Annotated in this window: 14 protein-coding genes; 4 read left to right on the top strand and 10 right to left on the bottom strand. The window is 44.5% G+C overall.

Going from position 1 to position 19,610, the window contains the following annotated elements; genetic code table 11:
- Positions 1-477 precede the first annotated feature (477 nt).
- Genes AB5150_RS08605 through AB5150_RS08590 form a run of 4 tightly spaced genes read right to left on the bottom strand, consistent with a single transcriptional unit; the run spans position 478 to position 3,594 of the window.
- Positions 478-657, bottom strand: a complete 180-nt coding sequence (locus AB5150_RS08605; RefSeq protein WP_015533216.1) for a hypothetical protein — start codon at positions 655-657, stop codon at positions 478-480.
- A 14-nt stretch (positions 658-671) separates the two neighbouring features.
- On the bottom strand, positions 672-944 hold the full coding sequence (locus AB5150_RS08600; protein ID WP_156327918.1) for a hypothetical protein: 273 nt from the start codon (positions 942-944) through the stop codon (positions 672-674).
- A 25-nt stretch (positions 945-969) separates the two neighbouring features.
- On the bottom strand, positions 970-1,962 hold the full coding sequence (locus AB5150_RS08595) for a YihY/virulence factor BrkB family protein (RefSeq protein WP_022217147.1): 993 nt from the start codon (positions 1,960-1,962) through the stop codon (positions 970-972).
- A gap of 18 nt (positions 1,963-1,980) precedes the next feature.
- Entirely contained in the window at positions 1,981-3,594 is a 1,614-nt protein-coding gene (locus AB5150_RS08590) for a SpoIID/LytB domain-containing protein (protein ID WP_022217148.1), read from the bottom strand.
- A gap of 434 nt (positions 3,595-4,028) precedes the next feature.
- Here AB5150_RS08590 and AB5150_RS08585 point away from each other — a divergent pair, with 434 nt between their 5' ends.
- Both AB5150_RS08585 and AB5150_RS08580 read left to right on the top strand, forming a co-directional pair.
- Positions 4,029-4,628, top strand: a complete 600-nt coding sequence (locus AB5150_RS08585) for a hypothetical protein (protein WP_022217149.1) — start codon at positions 4,029-4,031, stop codon at positions 4,626-4,628.
- Between the two features lie 29 nt (positions 4,629-4,657).
- A complete protein-coding gene (locus AB5150_RS08580; protein WP_238050484.1) occupies positions 4,658-5,887 on the top strand; it encodes a 6-phosphofructokinase in 1,230 nt (409 codons plus the stop codon).
- 90 nt (positions 5,888-5,977) lie between these two features.
- On the opposite strand, the gene AB5150_RS08575 is transcribed toward AB5150_RS08580, so the two are convergent.
- The 3 genes from AB5150_RS08575 to AB5150_RS08565 all read right to left on the bottom strand — a co-directional run bounded on the left by AB5150_RS08575 (position 5,978) and on the right by AB5150_RS08565 (position 14,758).
- Positions 5,978-7,543: a glutamate synthase subunit beta gene (locus AB5150_RS08575; protein ID WP_368291695.1), complete on the bottom strand. Its 1,566-nt coding sequence runs from the start codon at positions 7,541-7,543 to the stop codon at positions 5,978-5,980.
- A 2-nt stretch (positions 7,544-7,545) separates the two neighbouring features.
- Entirely contained in the window at positions 7,546-12,093 is a 4,548-nt protein-coding gene (gene gltB, locus AB5150_RS08570) for a glutamate synthase large subunit (RefSeq protein WP_368291693.1), read from the bottom strand.
- A 334-nt stretch (positions 12,094-12,427) separates the two neighbouring features.
- A complete protein-coding gene (locus tag AB5150_RS08565) occupies positions 12,428-14,758 on the bottom strand; it encodes an LCP family protein (RefSeq protein ID WP_368291692.1) in 2,331 nt (776 codons plus the stop codon).
- Between the two features lie 204 nt (positions 14,759-14,962).
- On the opposite strand from AB5150_RS08565, the gene AB5150_RS08560 reads away from it, so the two are divergent.
- Both AB5150_RS08560 and AB5150_RS08555 read left to right on the top strand, forming a co-directional pair.
- Positions 14,963-15,691, top strand: coding sequence for a glycosyltransferase (locus AB5150_RS08560; protein ID WP_368291690.1), 729 nt, complete (start codon positions 14,963-14,965; stop codon positions 15,689-15,691).
- Between the two features lie 63 nt (positions 15,692-15,754).
- Positions 15,755-16,978 carry a UDPGP type 1 family protein gene (locus AB5150_RS08555; protein WP_015533225.1) on the top strand — a complete coding sequence of 408 codons (1,224 nt, stop codon included), beginning with the start codon at positions 15,755-15,757 and terminating at the stop codon, positions 16,976-16,978.
- 57 nt (positions 16,979-17,035) lie between these two features.
- Here the strand turns inward: AB5150_RS08555 and AB5150_RS08550 are convergent, their stop codons facing one another.
- The 3 genes from AB5150_RS08550 to AB5150_RS08540 are packed head-to-tail and all read right to left on the bottom strand — an operon-like array spanning position 17,036 to position 19,538.
- The gene (locus AB5150_RS08550; RefSeq protein ID WP_022217155.1) at positions 17,036-17,248 is read right to left on the bottom strand and encodes a ribbon-helix-helix protein, CopG family; all 213 of its coding nucleotides are present in this window, start codon (positions 17,246-17,248) and stop codon (positions 17,036-17,038) included.
- 30 nt (positions 17,249-17,278) lie between these two features.
- On the bottom strand, positions 17,279-18,025 hold the full coding sequence (locus tag AB5150_RS08545; RefSeq protein ID WP_022217156.1) for a glycosyltransferase family 2 protein: 747 nt from the start codon (positions 18,023-18,025) through the stop codon (positions 17,279-17,281).
- A gap of 31 nt (positions 18,026-18,056) precedes the next feature.
- A complete protein-coding gene (locus AB5150_RS08540; RefSeq protein WP_022217157.1) occupies positions 18,057-19,538 on the bottom strand; it encodes a sugar transferase in 1,482 nt (493 codons plus the stop codon).
- Positions 19,539-19,610 lie beyond the last annotated feature (72 nt).

The raw sequence follows: 19,610 nt of genomic DNA, 5'->3' as shown, positions 1-19,610 counted from the left end.
GGGATTGCTCCGCGCATCGCAGCCGCTTGTCACCCTGTAAACGCAAAAGTCCCTAGCATGTTATACATACTAGGGACGAATTATATCCGCGTTACCACCCTGATTCCAGACACTCTATGTATCTTGTCCATGTCTGACTCTCATTAGACGTTTGTCGCACGTCACACGCCACAACCTACACAGACCAACATCTGTCATCTGATAAAACAGATATCTTCAATCCTTCAGCCGTGGTGGCTCTGATGTGAAATTAAATACGCACTCTTACCTGACCTGGCTTTCAGCCGCTGACCCGGTCTCTCTGATGGTGACATACGTATCTTTTGCATCGTCACTGCCTGTAGAGATAATATACCTACATGTGGGTGTTAGTCAACATCTTTTTTGTCATACTGTCATGATCAACAACAATTCAATTTTCAGAAATATTATATAACTTGATTGTGAAAATAAACCTTACGAGTACCATACTCCTATTTAATCATCTTCCCGTTTCTTTTTCTTTATTTGTAAAGCAATTGATGCCAAAAGTAATATCCAGCCTATCAATAAGATTATATAAAACATCACCTTACCAAAATCTCCTTTTAAGATAAAATCGATTGCAAACAAACATGCACTAAGCACTAACAGAAGTATAGCTTTTTTTTCTCTCATATATTTTCTCCTTTTTATATCAAAATCGCTTTATATCTTTCACTCTTTATTTTCTTTGTATCTGCAAGTCTTCCTTTACTATTATACGTAAGTAAATAAATATCAAATCCATCTTTACTGCTATTTGTTACATATTTAAATCTATACCCCCAGTTTTCAATACCAGCAGACCTAATATCAGTACTTCCATAGTTACTTATTATATCTGAAAGAAGCGTAGACAATGTATACCCTGTTGCTAGACTTGCTGTGACTGCCCCCTTAGTTACCAAAATATCAATTGCCACTCCACCAGAATAGGAGGCTTTTATTTCATTTATCTACTTCTACATCAACTTCTTCGTCCATCTTTAAATGTCGATTTTTTCGCATCCGCCTCTTCTCCGCACGCTTTTTCTTCCTCTCAAGTCGTCTCTTCTTACGCCCGGCCTTGTGCGCACGCCTTCTTATTCCCCGGATTCCATTATCCATGAATTTGTTGATCTCCGCGCCTATCAGCATGACGTACATACACATGTAAAGCCACAGCGCAAGCAATATCACACTTGCAAGGCTTCCATACATATATGTGTTGATTCCCACTATATTGATATAGCTTGATACGCCAAATGACAAAAGCATCCAGAGTATGGTCGTAAATGCAGCTCCCGGCACAGCGGTCTTGATCCTCACCCGCTCAACCGGCAATGCCCAGTATGCCACGATCATAACCCCAAACAAAACCGTAGGGGCAAATGCTATCTTGACGATCGACAGGATATTCGCAACGGTATCCACCAGTTGGAATCTCTCCACCGAATCCAGCCGCACCAGCATTTTTGACACAACTACATCGCCGAGGATATATATGACCATAACCGCCACCAGCATCACACAGAATATCAATGTATACAGAGTGTGTATCGCTCTTCTGAGGAAATAATTGACGCTGTCCTCCTTGCCTGCCATGAAAGTGAGTCCGCGGCCTATAGCCATTGTTCCCTTTGACGCCGACCACACTGTGAGCAATATGGTTGCTGTGGTGGCAAGCAATGAGCTCTTGCTGTTGAAAATCTCTGCAAACATGAATTCAAAATTGGAATTGATCTCCTTCGGGAACAGTTCCTTTATTATATCCAACACCTGGGTCTCTGTGAATGGCAGATATTTGACAAATGTAAGCAGCGTCATCGCCAGTGGAAACAGTGACAGCAGCAGGAAAAAAGCAGACTGTGCCGCAAATGCCGCCACCTGATCCTTATTCATCTCTGCCATAAACAATCTGACTTTATGGTATATGAGCACTATGCGCTTCTTTAACTTCATAATTAGTGATTCTCTCCGTTACTTTTCAACCGAACTGAGAACTGCTCCGTTGTAATAATGGCTTATTATCTGCGCTGCAGTATATCCCAGCTTTGCCAGTTCATTTGCACCATTCTGACTCATTCCGACTCCATGTCCGTATCCGCCGCCCTTAAGTGTGTAGAGTCCTGTGTCATTATCCTTCTTTACATAGTAGAAATTACTTGGAACGCCTGTCCAGCCCGTGAGCTCTGATCCATCCTGCTCTGTTATAGCCTTGCCATCCGTGGCGAACAGAACTCGGATATTGCTCTGGCCGCTGACTACCACGCTTCCCTTGTCGCCTGTTATCGTAACTTCCTTCACAAGTCCACTGTCATCTCTTCCCGTCACCATTATTGACTTGATCTTGCCAACCGATGTCGCAGACACATCCGAGCATCTTGAAAGGCCGGTCTCAACCGCATTTCTCATCTCATCTTCTGTGTATGTAACCGTCCACCTGTACATAGGAAGATTTCTCTCAACCACATCTGTGTCCGTCTTGCCATCCATGAAATCCCTGAATGCCGCTTCATCGCTGAAATATGGGATGTCCAGCGCCGTATTCTGAATACGTGTACAGGTATATGGCATGCTTCCGCCCCACACCTGGTCACTCGTGGTAGTCGTTCCGCACGATGTTGAGAAATATACAGCATTTATGATCTCTCCGTTATATGTAGGTACAATTCCGGATGTGGACTGGACTGCATCTATGGAATTTCCCGTCTCAGGGAAGTTATTGTAGACCTGGCACGATGTTGTGTCATCAAGGTCTGCATTGTATCCCCTGTAGTTACTTCCAAGCTTTCTATATGTAAATCCTCTGGCGCAGATTGCCATAGCCTTGAGCGCCTCCGGGCTGTAGCTCGATGAAACCTCACTTGACACTACCCCATACAGATACTGTTCTATATCTACCTGATTGATGATCATGTATCCCGACGAATCCTTTGTTATCTCAAGGGCTCCGTGATACCTCGGGGTGCCGCTTGATTTGCTGAGACTCGATACTGTTATCATTCCATCCGAACTCTCAGGCTCAACTATGATGGATGAGGCCTTGTTGTCGCTGCCAAGTGATACAAATTCATCCGCCTTGTAGGTTTTCTTCTTGCCATCGCTCGTCACGTTAAATCCTGTACTGCAGGTAAATTCCACATAGCTCTGATAATAATCTCCGCCATTTGTCAGGATGACTCTGACACTGTTCTCCATACCGGATATAACTACTGACGATCCGCCATAGCCGCTACCCCCGCTGGTTCTGTCGGTGCCGGACGAGCTGCTTCCTTTATCCTCTTTCTTCTTTGAAGCCACAGTTCCTGCTCCCTGAATTGTGTAGTCATACTCCGCGATCTCTGTACTGTCCGTGTCGGCTTCAACATATTGCTTCAGATCTCCCAGCGGATCATCCGGAGCTTCTATAACTATGGTCTCCACTGAATTGCCATCGTTGTTATCATCAGTCTCTTCGCCTACTCTGTTTTTACCTGTTATCATCATATATCCGACAACACATACCAGAATTATAGTTATGAAACTCACTATCTTAAAATTCTTATTGTATTTGATCTTCTGATACCATTTCTTCCTCTGATCTATTCGCATTCCCCTGTCTCCATTTCTCCGCAAATATATCCACATACAGAGAAAAAGCAGCATATACATGCTGCTTCTTCATCTTGTGTAATAAACTGAAATGCGCCCTTGCTTTTGAGTCCTAGCAGCGCTAGGTGGGCAACCGCAATTGTATATCTGCCTTCCACTAGAACTTATATAACGAGGCTTGACTTCAATAACAATGATATAGGAATCCCGTTTATTCAAATGTAGGTTCAAAATCACAAGAGACTTAATACATCTCAGCTATGAGCACATTATACCTTACCTTTACATCTCTTGCAAGAATTTTTCACGTGAACTTTAACCACTATAATTGACATTATATGCCTTCTTGAAATACCAATCTTACCTGTGTTAGAATGTAGATACTTATGGGAATTTATAATTATTTCCAAACATGAAAGGCAGGTGTTCACCAAATGGATAAAACCAGCTTACAAATGTTATTCGGCGTATTGCTCGGAGTATTTCTGCTTGCACTCATAGTCATCACTGTGGTGTATGTCAGAAGAAAGCTTGCCGATAAGCGCGAGGAGGCACTGAGAGATCTCGATCTCATGCAGGAAGAGGCTATCAGGGAGGAACAGAGCCAGAGCAAGGGGTACTGGATAAACCGTGATGACATTGAGGACGAGAATCAGGCTCATCTGCTCCGTTACTACCACTATTTCGATAATATCGATGAATGTATCCACGATCTCATAGTTGAGATGTATGACTGTGGATTTGTCAGGACAGAAGAGATATTTGTCGCAGCATACGGTGAGGAAGCACTCACACCTGATTCATTCATTTACATGACAGATGCTGACTGTGATCTGGAAAAGGCAAAGGCTGCACTTCCGCCTGTCAGTGAGAAGAACCAGAAGATCATCTATGACCTCTGGTGCTCATATGTCGAAAAGCTTCTGGACACTGTTGAGATACACACAACCGATGCCAACAAAGATATAATCAAGGACGCACTTATGGTTTATGGCCGCAAAAAGATAACCATACTCCTGCGCAGTCCAGAATAAAATAAAACCTTTCAAAGGAGATTTACAAAATGAAAGATAACTGTATAGTAGCTCAGTCAGGAGGTCCTACCGTAGCGATAAATGCTTCGCTGGCAGGTGTCATAGACGGAGTTAAGAAAAGCAACAAATTCACCAGAGTTTATGGTGCAATTCACGGGATCCAGGGAGTGCTGGACAATAATTTCATAGATCTGTCCCTCATGGCCCTCTCAAAATTTCCTCTGGTAAATACTCTGGAGCTCTCCCCTGCAATGTACCTTGGCTCATGCAGATACAAGCTTCCTGATTTTGAGGTTGACTCAAAACCTTATGAGATAATATTTGACAGATTTGAGGAATATCAGGTTGCCGCATTCTTCTATATCGGCGGCAACGACTCTATGGATACAGTGGATAAACTCAGCAAATATGCAAATAAGATCGGATCGGATGTGAAGATCGTCGGCATCCCTAAGACCATTGACAATGACCTGTGCCATACCGACCACACTCCGGGATTTGGCTCTGCAGCCAAGTATGTTGCATCCACCATGTTGGAGATTGCCCACGACACTTACATCTACCAGATACCAAGTGTTGTCATCGTGGAGATCATGGGCCGTGATGCAGGCTGGCTCACCGCTGCATCCTGTCTGGCAAGAAATGACTACAGTCCTGCTCCTCATCTCATATATCTTCCTGAGGTAGACTTCGATGAGGATCAGTTTATAGATGACATCAAAAATGTATTAAAGACTTCAAGATGTGTCATCGTGGCCGTATCTGAGGGTATACATGATAAGGATGGCAACTACATCAGCGCATCTTCTGCTGTGGCAGACAAGTTCGGACATGCCCAGCTCAGCGGAACCGGCAAGGCTCTCGAGAGTCTTGTTAAGAACAGAATGGATATAAAGGTTCGTTCCATCGAGCTCAATGTTCTCCAGAGATGTGCAGCGCATATTTCCTCAAGGACAGATATCAACGAGTCATTTGCACTTGGCCAGGCTGCTGTAAAATACGCCGCCGAGGGAATGACTGCTGTTATGTCCACGATCAAGCGAGTTTCTAACGATCCATACCAGTGGATCATTGAACCTGAGAATGTATCTCTCATCGCCAACCAGGCTAAGACAATTCCGCTTGAGTGGATCACACCTGAGAAGAATGACGTCACACCTGAGATGGAAGCATATCTCAGACCTCTTATAATCGGCGAGGTTTCCCTTCAGTACAAGGATGGACTTCCTATGTACCTGCCGGTAAACCACCTGCTTTAAAGGATAAAATATCCCTAACACCTCAATATCTGTGGTATTAGGGATATTTTTTATAATTCACTCAAGGAACGAACCAAATACGTCTATCCTTTACTGTAGATTCGTGTATCCGAGCAGCAGCTCTTCTACTGCCATGGCGGCCTCGCGGCCTTCGCGGATGGCCCATACGACCAGTGACTGTCCTCTGTGCATGTCTCCGGCTACGAATACCTTTGGAACATTTGTTGTATATGAGTTTGGACATGGAGTCTTGACATTTGTTCTCTCGTTGAGTTCCACACCAAAGCTCTCTGCCACATATGTCTGACATCCGAGGAATCCGGCTGCGATGAGTACCACATCACAGTCAACGATATACTCGCTTCCCTCTATCTCTGTCATAGTCATTCTTCCTGTCTCAGGATTCTTCTTCCAATCGAGCTTCACACACTTGGCTGCCTTGACATTTCCGTCCTTGTCCTTGATGAATTCCTTGACTGTAGTCTCATATATTCTAGGATCATGTCCGTATACTGCTATTGCCTCCTGCTGACCGTAGTCTGTCTTGCAGATCTTCGGCCATTCTGGCCATGGATTGTCTGGTGTTCTTGTATCAGGTGCCTTTGGCATCATCTCAAGCTGTGTAACGCTGACAGCGCCCTCACGGACTGCTGTTCCCACACAGTCATTTCCTGTATCACCACCACCGATGACGAGAACATTCTTGCCTTTACAGTTCACGAACTGCTTGTCAGCAAAGCCCGAATTTACAAGGCTCATTATCGTAGTCTTGAGGAAATCAACAGCGAAGTAGATTCCCTTTGCATCCCTTCCAGGTGCTTTTATATCTCTTGGATTGGCTGCACCACAGGCAAGCACAACTGCGTCGTATTCCTTGAGCAGATCCTCAGCCTTCACATACTTGAGGTTCTTGTTCTTAAGATAACCTGTCATCTGATCATCCTTCGGACACACAGCCTTCGCAGATGCCTTTCCGGTTGCAACCTCTGTGTTCAGTACGAACTTTATTCCTCTCTTCTTCATGACATCTATTCTTCTGTCTATGATCTGCTTCTCAAGCTTCATGTTTGGGATACCATACATGAGAAGTCCGCCCGGTCTGTCACTTCTCTCATACACAGTCACGTCGTGGCCTCTGCCGATCAGCTGGTCTGCCACGGCCAGTCCCGAAGGACCTGAACCTATGACTGCCACCTTCTTGCCTGAGTGAACCTTTGGCTGTTTATCATTTACAAGGTCATTTGCAAATGCATACTCTATGATGGCTCTCTCGTTCTCACGGACCGACACTGGATCACCGTTTAAGTTACAGGTACATGCCTTCTCACAGAGAGCCGGGCACACACGGCTTGTAAACTCAGGGAAACAGTTGGTCTTGCTGAGTCTTGCAAATGCCTGCTCAAGATTGTCGTTATAGAGCATATCATTCCACTCTGGGATCAGGTTGTTCAGCGGACAGCCCGATGTCATTCCGCATATGTTCATACCTGCCTGGCAGAATGGAACGCCACAGTCCATACATCTTGCAGCCTGCTTTCTCTGCTCATCACGGCTAAGCGGAGTGTGGAATTCATTGAAATTCTTGATTCTGTCCTTAGGAGCAAGCTCTGCGCTTGTCTTTCTCTCATATTCTAAAAATCCAGTTGGTTTTCCCATTCCTACTTACCTCCGTTCTTAACCTTGTAGAATGCTTCGATAGCTGCCTTCTCGCGGCTCAGGCCCTTCTCCTCAAATGCAACTATCATATTCATCATCTTCTTGTAATCCTTTGGTATGATCTTCTTGAACTTTGGAAGATATCCCTCAAAGTCCTCAAGAATCCTCTTGCCTATCTCTGAATTTGTATAATTTACATGATCCATGATGAGCTGCTTCAGCTCGCTCACCTCGTACTTGTCTGTCACAGCCTCTATGGATATCATCTCTTTGTTAAGTCTCTTGTACAGATCGTTGCCCATATCAAGTACATATGCGATACCACCGCTCATTCCGGCTGCAAAGTTCTTGCCTGTTGTTCCAAGAACTACTACTTTACCACCTGTCATGTACTCACATCCGTGATCGCCAACACCCTCAACGACCGCCGTGGCACCAGAGTTACGAACTGCAAATCTCTCGCCGGCAACACCGTTGATGAATGCCTTACCACTTGTGGCACCGTACAGTGCAACGTTTCCTATGATGATGTTATCCTCATGCTTGTACTTAACTGAACGAGGCGGATAAACTATCAGCTTACCACCTGACAGACCCTTGCCGAAGTAATCGTTGCTGTCGCCCACCAGCTCAAGTGTAAGTCCCTTTGGAATAAATGCTCCAAAGCTCTGTCCGCCGGCGCCGTTGCATTTGACGATGTATGTGTCCTCATCAAGTGACTCGCCGTACTTCTTTGTGATCTCTGAACCGAATATCGTTCCAACAGATCTGTCTGTGTTGACCACATCAAGCTCAACGCTCTTCTTCTGTCCCTTCTCAAGTGCAGGTCCAAGCTTCTTCATGAGAATTCTCATATCTACTGTCTTCTCAAGCTGGAAGTCATAGACATTCTTCTCGTGATACTTTACCTTGTTCTGTGGCATATCTATATAAGGATTGTTAATTATCTTATCAAGGATGACATTTCTCTCATCTGCTCTGTCGCTGCTCATGAGGAGATCTGAACGTCCAACCAGCTCATCGACTGTTCTGACGCCGAGCTTGCTCATGTACTCTCGAAGCTCCTCTGCTATGAACAGCATGAAGTTCTTCACGTACTCAGGCTTACCTCTGAATCTCTTTCTGAGTTCTGGGTTCTGAGTTGCTATTCCGACAGGACATGTGTCAAGGTTACATACCCTCATCATGACACAACCCATTGTTACAAGCGGTGCTGTTGCAAATCCAAATTCCTCGGCTCCGAGCATTGCAGCTATCGCAACGTCACGGCCTGTCATCAGCTTACCGTCTGCCTCAAGGATGACCTTATTTCTGAGATCATTCATGATAAGTGTCTGATGTGTCTCTGCAAGTCCAAGCTCCCAAGGGAGTCCTGCGTAATGGATGGAGTTGTTAGGTGCTGCACCTGTTCCTCCGTCGTAACCTGAGATCAGGATGACCTGTGCTCCGGCCTTTGCAACACCGGCAGCTACTGTACCAACGCCAGCCTCAGACACAAGCTTTACTGATATTCTCGCATCACGGTTTGCATTCTTGCAGTCGTAGATGAGCTGTGCAAGGTCCTCTATCGAATATATATCGTGATGTGGTGGTGGAGAGATAAGGCTTACTCCCGGTGTCGAAAGTCTTGTCTTTGCGATCCATGGATATACCTTTCCGCCAGGGAGATGTCCGCCCTCTCCAGGCTTTGCTCCCTGTGCCATCTTGATCTGTATCTCCTTGGCACTCACAAGATATCTCGATGTAACGCCAAATCTTCCTGATGCTACCTGCTTGATGGCTGAGCATCTATTCTTGCCATCCTTGCCGATCGTAAGTCTCTCTATCGACTCACCGCCCTCTCCTGAATTGGACTTACCGCCCAGCTCGTTCATGGCGATGGCCATACACTCATGTGCCTCCTGTGATATACTTCCGTAGCTCATGGCACCTGTCTTGAATCTCTTGACTATCTCACTTGCTGGTTCAACCTCATCAAGTGGAACCGGCTTATCAGCAAACTTGAAGTCCATGAGACCTCTAAGGTGGAATGGCTTCTGCTCATCGTGGAGCGCTGCTGTGTACTGCTTGAACAGCTTGTAATCGCCGCGCCTTGTTGCCTCCTGAAGAAGATGTATCGTGACAGGATTGTACAGATGCTCCTCCTTGCCGCTTCTGAACTTGTGTGCACCGATGCTTGTAAGGGCAAGGTTCGTGTTAAGTCCAAGCGGATCAAATGCTGATGAGTGAAGATCATCAACTGTCTTCTCAAGCTCCTTTATACCAGAACCGCCAACACGGCTTACTGTATTTGTAAAATATCTGTCCACAACATCCTTTGAGAGTCCGATACACTCAAATATCTGTGAACCCATGTATGACTGGATCGTTGAGACTCCCATCTTGGATGCGATCTTTACTATTCCATGACATATTGCACTGTTGTAATCATCTACAGCCGCATTAAAATCCTTGTTCAGCAGATGCGAATCAACCATCTGCTTGATCGTCTCTATTGCAAGATAAGGGTTGACTGCACATGCACCGTATCCGAGAAGTGTTGCAAAGTGATGAACATTTCTTGGATCTGCACTCTCAAGGATGATCGCAACCGCTGTTCTCTTCTTGGTTCTTACCAGGTGCTTCTGCATAGCTGATACTGCAAGGAGTGATGGTATTGCAACATGGTTTTCATCCACACCTCTGTCTGAAAGGATGAGGATATTTACACCGTCCCTGTAGAGCTTGTCGGCCTCGATAAACAGTCTGTCGAGAGCCTTCTCCATGGATGTGTTCTTATAATAAAGAATCGGAAGTGTCGCAACCTTAAGTCCCGGTACATTCATATTCTTGATCTTCAAAAGATCCGTATTTGTCAGTATTGGATGGTTGATCTTCAGCACATGACAGTTCTCCGGCTTCTCCTCAAGGATATTACCATCCTTTCCGAGGTATACCGATGTGGATGTGACAACTTCCTCTCTGATCGCATCGATTGGAGGATTTGTAACCTGTGCAAATAACTGCTTGAAGAAATTGAACAGTGGCTTGTGACTATTTGACAGAACTGCCAACGGCGTGTCAGTACCCATGGCGCTGATAGCCTCTGCACCTTTCTCTGCCATTGGATATATTGTGTTCTTGAAGTCTTCATAGGTATATCCAAATGCCTTCTGAAGTCTTGCTCTCTCCTCATCTGTGTACTCCTGAACTCTGATATTCGGGATCTTCAGATCAGCGAGATGTACAAGATTGCTGTCTACCCACTCTCCGTAAGGCTTTGCAAGCGCGTATTTCTCCTTGATCTCCTCATCTGAGATAAGACGTCCGTTCACTGTATCTACCAGAAGCATCTTGCCAGGTCTGAGTCGGTCTTTCTTCACGATCTTGGATGGATCAACGTCCAGGACTCCGACCTCAGACGAAAGTACAAGGTAATCATCATCTGTGATATAGTATCTCGATGGTCTAAGTCCATTTCTGTCAAGGACTGCTCCCATGAGCTCACCGTCTGTAAATAATATAGAAGCAGGACCATCCCAAGGCTCCATCATGGTTGCATAATACTGATAGAAATCCTTCTTCTCCTGACTCATGGCTCTGTCGTTCTCCCATGGTTCAGGGATCGTGATCATGACAGCCATAGGAAGCGGTATTCCATTCAGTACGAGGAACTCAAGACAATTGTCAAGTCTTGCTGAATCCGATCCATCCGGATCAAGAACAGGCATAACCTTGTACATCTCATCCTGCATGATGGTCGACTCCATAGTCTCCTCACGGGCGATCATCTTGTCCTCATTTCCTCTTATTGTATTGATCTCACCATTGTGGCACAGATATCTGTATGGATGAGCTCTGAGCCATGATGGTGTTGTATTCGTTGAAAATCTTGAATGAACAAGTCCTATAGCTGACTCATAGTCTGGATCCTGAAGGTCGTTGTAGAACTTTCTGAGTTCACCGACAAGGAACATTCCTTTATATACTATAGTCTTGCTGGAAAGTGATGGAACATACGTATCATCATTGCTCTCCTCAAATATTCGTCTGACGAAGTAGAGCTTTCTGTCGAAGTCCATACCGGCCTTCACTGTCTCAGGTCTTCTGATGAATGCCTGCATGATGCATGGCATGACATCTATTGCCTTCTTGCCAAGGATTCCAGGTGTTGTAGGAACCTCTCTCCAGCAAATGAACTCCAGTCCTTCCTTCTCCACTATGACCTCAAACATTTTCATAGCCTGCTTGCGCGCCAGCTCCTTCTGTGGAAAGAAGAACATTCCTATTCCATAATCGCCTTCCTTTCCAAGGTCATATCCAAGCTCTGCTAAAGCCTTGGTGAAGAACTTATGTGATATCTGAAGGAGTATACCTACACCGTCTCCGGTCTTGCCCTCTGCGTCCTTTCCTGCTCTGTGCTCAAGATTCTCAACAATCTTGAGTGCATTGTTCACTGTGTCATGTGTCTTTATACCCTTGATATTGACAACGGCACCGATACCACAGTTATCGTGCTCAAAGCTTGGGTCGTATAATCCGGTATTCTCCGCTCTCTTATTCTCAATCATGTCCTGTTCCGTCCTTTCCATGTTTTTGTCATTCACAACGATATTTTGATTTTAACTTTTGTTTCTCAAGTAAATATTGTTATTTTTGTATTTTTCTCAAGTCATTTATCGTTTTTGATATATTACTACCATTTACACTGTTTGTAAACAACTTTTTTCAATAAATTATCTGACAGTTTTCGATTAAAAAACAATGCTCTGTAATGTATATACAATTCTTTATATTGTAGTCTTTCTTTAAGCATCGGATGTCTCATATCTCAATGTCTCCGATGCATAAAAAAAGGAAGCCCCATATCTGAAGCTTCCCTGCTTAATTATTATGTTTAGTTTTTTATTCCTCGACGATCATTCCCTTTGGAGGAGTTGTTATCGTCCTAAGATCTCCATCCTCGTCGCTTCCATCTGATATTCCATCACCCGGAGCCTCCGTCGTCACCTTGACCTTCTGTGACTTAACACCTGATATGCTCTCTATATTGCTGCTTATCTGCTTTACTGTGCCTGATATGACGTATTTGTCAGCACCATACAGATATTCATGTAATGCCTCCACATTGGATGCCATATCAGCAGCCACAAGGCAGTTACCCTTGTCCGAGAGTTCCTTTGCCTCATATGCAAATGGGAATCCTGCGGTATCTACAACCTTATATCCAGCCACATTCTTGACAAGAGCATGTATATCGTCCTTGTTAAGACTTGTTGATATACATTTAAATGAAACATCAACAAATGAATCAAGTGAACCTGTGTCTGCGCTGAGCAGCTTGTCTATAACCTTCATGAGGACTATTCTCTGTCTCTCGGTTCTTGTTATATCTCCCTGGCCAGTGGATCGTATTCTTGAATATGCAACTGCCTGCTGTCCATCAAGAGTATACTCTCCTGCCTCAGTTATTCCTGATGAATATTTGCCTGACAGGCTTATCTGCTCTGCAAGGTTCTTATTGAAGTTGTTCACCTCTTCATCAATGACCTTGACATCAACGCCTCCAACAGCATCGATTATACTTGCCATTGCACTGAAATCAACTGCCACATAATCTGTGATATTCAGGTCGAGATTGGTATTCAGTGTGTTGATGGCTGTAACCGCACCGCCGAGCTGGTATGCGTAATTCACCTTCTGTGTGGTATCCATAGAACCGCTTGCTATCTCCATCAGAGTATCTCTGTATACAGATACAAGCTTGATCTCCTTGGTGCTCTCATTGATGCTCACTATCATTATACTGTCACTGTTAGTTCCTGAATTCATATTCGAATCTCTGGAATCCACTCCGTAGAGTGCAATGGCACGATATCCCTTGGTCGCATCCTTGACACCGTCATTGACAAGTATCTGATCTGCACTTATCTCATTGATATCCATCTCATTGTACTTCATTCTGGCATAATTCTTGACATATATTATACATATGAGTATAAACAGTGCAAGCAGGACAAAGAACGCTATCGCCCACACTCTTGTACTGATGTTAAGCTTCTTTCTCTCCGGATTGACAACCTTTGGATCAGCCTCATCGAGAAGGTTCTCCCTGAAGAACTTTTCGCTGTCTGACTCCTCGTCCTCCTCAGGCTCTTCCTCATCATCCTCAAGCTCCACTTCATCGAAGCCCAATGCTTTGCCTATGTCTCCAAGTCCCAGATCAGCCGTATCTGATTCCGAATAACTGAGCTTATCCTCATCAATATCCTTCTCCATACGCTCAAGCTCATCCATGTCCAGCATGTCATCTGTTCTTCGGGATGATACTGTCGAAGCCTCTTCCACAGGCTCTGCCTCTGCAGCTTCCTCGACCTCATCGTCAAGGACAGGCTCCGTATTCTTCTCCAGAATATCTGCCGGCTCAGTCTTCTGTTCATGCTCTTCTACTGGCTGTGTGGCAGTTTCTACAACTTCCGCATCACTCTCCTGCGGCTCAGTGATCTTGTTATCTTCCTCAACAGGCTCTTCCTTTTTCTCAGCTTCTTTCATCTGCTGGCGGCGCTCAAGCTCCTGCTGAACCTTAAGCTTTCTTGCCTCTTCGCGGGCATTCTGCTCTCTCTCGAGCTCCAGCCTCTCAACCTCAGCCTTTGCCTTTGCAACATTTCTCTGGGTGCGTTCCCACGCCTCACGTCTAAGCTCCTCATGTCTTGTCTGCACATCTGTCTCAATATTGTCAACTTCTCTGAGCAGATTGTCCACAGATGAGCTTCCTGTGCTCTGTATACTCCTGCGTGGTCTCTGGGCAGCTTTTGAAGGTCTCTGCACGGTACTCTGATTGCTCTGTGTCCTCGGTACAGTGCCCTGTGTCCTCTTCACCGGACCTCTGTCCACAGCTCTGTCTGCTACAGGCTGTCCGGTCTGTCTCTGCTTTGCCCGGGCCTCACTCTTCACTCTTCTTGCCCTGCTGTCCTCGTGATAATACTCGTCATAATTCTCTTCCGGCTTCACAGGTCTGGAAATATTCTTCTGAGTCTTCTTCTCCGGCTTCTTTTCCGGTCTCTTATCAGCCTTTCTCTCCGGCTCAGGATCACGCCTTTTTTCTTTCTTCTTTTTATCCCCGAACAACAATGATCCTATCAATCCACCATCATCAAGATAATCATCATCGTCATCCAGCCAATCCATGTCCTCATCGTACCTGGATCTCATTCCATTTTTCTTCTTATTATCCATTGGAACTCCTTTTTCAAATATCTAAAAATGTCGTTACCTCGCTCTATAATACATTATATTTTTTCCTTTTACAACATGTATTATATCTTAATTAGTATAAACACCTTCATATTAACACTATTTTATTTGACACATGATGTATAAAAAAGTATACTCGTATTAATAATGTCTAAATATCAATGCTTATTTTTTAAGGAGCAAGAAATGGATAATAACAATATTACTTTGTCGGTGGTTATGCCCGCCTACAATGAAGAACAGCACATCAAAGATAATCTTCTTGAGACTAGCCGAATACTCAGCCGTTTTCTTCATCGTTATGAGATAATCGCTGTGAATGACGGCAGCAAGGACTCCACAGGCAAACTTATTGCCGAGGCAGCCGAAATGGATTCTCATATTGTAGATACAGGATATGATGTCAATCAGGGAAAGGGACATGCTATCACAACCGGAATTGCCAAAGCTTCCGGCAAATATATAGCATTCCTTGATTCAGACCTTGAACTGAGTCCATCTCTTCTCAAGCCATTTATGAAGCAGATGAGGGACACCGGTTCTGACATAGTCATAGGATCAAAGCTTCACCCTGAATCCAAGCTTGATTATCCTCCTATTAGAAGAGTCATGAGCTACAGCTATTATATTATGCTCAAAATGCTGTTTCATCTTGGTATCCATGACACCCAGACCGGTATAAAGCTTTTCAAAGCAGAAGTCATAAAGCCGATTGCCGAGAACCTTTCCATATCGGGCTATGCTTTTGATATTGAAATCCTTGTGGCTGCACACAGACAGGGATATTCGATATCCGAAGCTCCTATCGTCCTGAATTACAGCAGGGACGATGCATCAGATGGAAGAAGGATCAAGATCAAGGACATTTGGAAGGTATTCACAGACACTATTGAGATCAAGAAGAAATATCATTAATTTAGGGATTATACACGGATAGAGAAAATAAATACAAACTACACATTTATTAAGGAGATTTTTATGAATTACGAAAACGCTTACAAGCTTCTCGAAGAAAAAGGACAGCTACACTTATTAAAGTATTATGATACTCTCAGCGAGGCTGAACAGGCAGCACTCCTGAACCAGATCAGTGAAATTGATTTCTCACTTATCGATATGATCGGACACAATTCATCAGGAAGTGATTCTGATATCGCTCCCGTTGCAGCTCTCCAGATGGACAGCATTGCAGAAAAATATGATATATACAAGAACGCAGGCCTTGAAGCCATCAAAGCTGGCGATCTGGCACTGGTCCTCCTGGCAGGTGGTCAGGGCACCCGTCTTGGATTCTCCGGTCCTAAGGGAACCTTCAACGTCGGTGTCACCAAGGATATGTTTATATTCCAGCTTCTCATCGAGCACACCCTCGATATTGTGAAGATGGCAGATACCTGGATCCATTTCTTCATCATGACCAATGAGAAGAACCACGATGACACAACATCATTCTTCAAAGAGCATGACTACTTCGGTTACAATCCTGAATATGTTCATTTCTTTAAACAGGAAATGGTTCCTTCAGTGGACTTCAACGGCAAGATATATCTCGAGGAGAAGGGAAAGGTTGCCATGTCTCCTAACGGCAACGGTGGATGGTTCTCATCCCTCTGCAAGGCCGGCCACCTCGACAAGCTCACGAAATACGGAATCAAGTATATAAATGTATTCTCAGTTGACAATGTACTTCAGAGAATTGCAGACCCAGTATTCCTCGGAGCAGTTCTCACAGAGGGCTTCCTCTCCGGCGGAAAGGTTGTCAAAAAAGCATACCCTGACGAGAAGGTTGGCGTCCTGTGTACTAACCACGGAAAGCCATATATCGTCGAGTATTATGAACTCACAGATGCCATGCGTGATGAGCGCGATGCCAACGGCGATTACGCTTACAACTATGGAGTTACATTAAACTATATCTTCCCGGTTGACAGACTGATGAAGATCATGAATGAAAGTATGCCTCTCCACATCGTCAAGAAGGCTATCCCTTATGTCGGTGAGGATGGAGAGATCGTCAAGCCATCAGAGCCAAACGGCTACAAATTTGAGACACTGGCTCTCGATATGATCGCTTATATGGGAACATGTCTTCCATTTGAGGTCGACAGAGAGAAGGAATTTGCTCCTATAAAGAATGCTACAGGAAATGATTCTATAGACTCAGCCAGAGAGCTCCTCAAAAAGAACGGCTACACACTTTAATCCATGAATATATAACAAAATAACAGGTCGATGGTATATGCCATCGACCTGTTATTTTTATTCTGCCTCATTCTTCTGCTGTTTTTCTTTTTCTCTTCGGAATATCTCATCTATCGCTTCCCTGACAAGCTCTGACATAGATACCTGTCGCACCGCCGCACATTCACTGAGCTTCCGATGAGTATCTGTATCTATCCTAAGTCTCAGGATCGTATCTTTTCTCTTTTCCGTCGGCCTTCCCGGGCCTCTCTTCTTATTGCCATCCGTCATTTCTTTTCTCCGCCATATAATTTATTCCTATCAGAACAGATATTTTACAACACCATTTACCGCATAACACATGAAGTAAAAGCAGCTTCTTATAACTCCATATCCAACTTTTCTGTATACGGCAAATGTCTTTTTTGCAGACGACAGTTTTGAACCAGACTTACTGTTTCTCATCTGCCTGTATAATAGCAACGGCTCATTTATCGCAACCGAGCTTCCGTATTCCTTCAGTATCTGCAACCAGCAAATATAATCCTCATGGATATCGTCGTTGCCCATCGGATATCTGAGTGCAACCTGTCTGTCCATCACAACCGATGAACAATTGATCACATTTCCTCTGAGCAGCATCTTATAGGTGACCTTTTCAGGAACTCCGATCACTTTTCCCGTTCTGGATCCGTCTTCGTTCACAAGCTCCCTGGCCGTAGAACACAGAACCGCACCTGTCTGCTCCATAAGCTTCAACTGTTTAGCCAGTTTATCAGGCTGCCACTGATCATCCGAATCTATAAATGCAACGTATCTGCAAGTTGCAGCCGCAACCCCGCGGTTACGCGAAGCTGCAACTCCCATATTTTTTTCATTTCTGATGATATTCACACGGTCATCTTCCGCGTATCCATCAAGTGCTCCTGTCAGATCATCCGTCGAACAGTCATCAACTATTATGACCTCCACAGGAATCCCCTGCTTCATAACTGAATCCACCGCAGAATAAATGGTTCTGCTGCTGTTATACGCCGGAATTATCACCGATACTTTTTCTCCAGTCATCACACACACCTACATCGATATATATCGCTTATTATTTATCTGTTTTCTGCACAGTCTTTCCGAGGTCATAGAATGCATCCTCAGACTCATCAAGCCCTTCCGGCTTCACATTTACAGGTGAAGGTATCTGTACCTTCTCGCCATCCCTGAGTGCCGTGGTCATATTTGATGCGATTCCCTCTGATGTCTCCTTCTGGAACATGATCTTTACCGTCAGGAGCATCAGCTTGAGATCAAGCCATATTGAATACTGCTCATAATAGGTAAGATCCAGCTTAACCTTATCTCTAGGGGTTGTGTTGTATTTGCCGTAAACCTGTGCATATCCCGTAAGTCCGGCCTTCATCTTGAGTCTGTAGTCAAACTCAGGGAATGTCTTTTTATAAAGCTCGGCGATCTCCGGTCTCTCAGGTCTCGGTCCGACAAGTGACATATCACCCTTGAGTACGTTGAAAAGCTGTGGCAGTTCATCAAGATGCAGCTTTCTGAGCCATTTTCCCACAGGGGTTATTCTGTCATCATCCTTCTTTGCAAGCTGTGCTCCACCTGCCTCGGAGTCCATCTTCATACTTCTGAACTTGATGATCTTGAACACCTTGCCATTCAGTGTCAATCTGTCCTGCTTGTAGAATATCGGTCCTCTGTCATACAGCCATATCGCAAGTGCTGATATGAGCATAAATGGTGAAGCTATGACAAGCAGTATAAATCCACATATAACATCCATGATCCTCTTAATGATCATATCGTCACCGGTAAGTCCCTGATTTCGTGATAAGAGGATAGGCGTATCGAACAAATGAATAGGCTCAGCTCCTAATATGATTATGTCGGAAAGCTTTGGCACAACATACGATCTGATGGAGTGTTCAAAACAATACTTCACAAGCTCATTTCTTATATAAGCCTTTGTCTCGCAAATGATTACTCCATCGTACTGGAGTATCTTCTCCTTGATCGCCTGCTCGCCCTCGCTGACATGTATTCTGTCTTCTATTACATACTTGTCCTTACGGGCATTGATCTTGTCTATGAACTCTATCGGAGTCTTATATCCATATACCAGCAGCAGATGCCTTGGCGGATACATCTTCGCATACAAAAATCTACACGCAAATATCCAAATCAATATCACTATCGTTTCAAGCCCGGTTACCTTTAACAATGGTACCGGATTTACATAGTCACGACAGATTATACAGAGCTGCAGGTAACCAACTACATTGGCACACACGAGAGCCAGCAGCTGTGAGTAAACTATATCAAGCAGTCTGAAGAATCCGACTCTGTAACCACCATAAAGCTTGGTGAAAAGTATGATGATTATTCCATACATTCCGATAACTGCCCAGTTTCCTCTTCTCCAGAACGGAAGCGTAAGCGTTACCTCATAGTCCCGGTACCACATGAGTCCAAACAGCACCAGCTCCACAGCGATGAGTACACAGGCCTCACCCACTGTTATGAGACGTTTGTATCTGTCCCTCTTTCTAACTCTTCTGTTTTCTTCCATATTTATAGCATCTCCCTAAGCATCTTGTTGACAGATCCAGGATCTGCTTTACCCTTCATAGCTTTCATAACC

Origin of the sequence: Coprococcus sp. RTP21281st1_F1_RTP21281_210402 (assembly GCF_040915325.1) — a bacterium.
Lineage (GTDB): Bacteria > Bacillota > Clostridia > Lachnospirales > Lachnospiraceae > Coprococcus > Coprococcus aceti.
The sequence above is the reverse complement of the archived record's forward strand: the minus strand, read 5'-3'. Positions and strand labels throughout refer to the sequence as shown.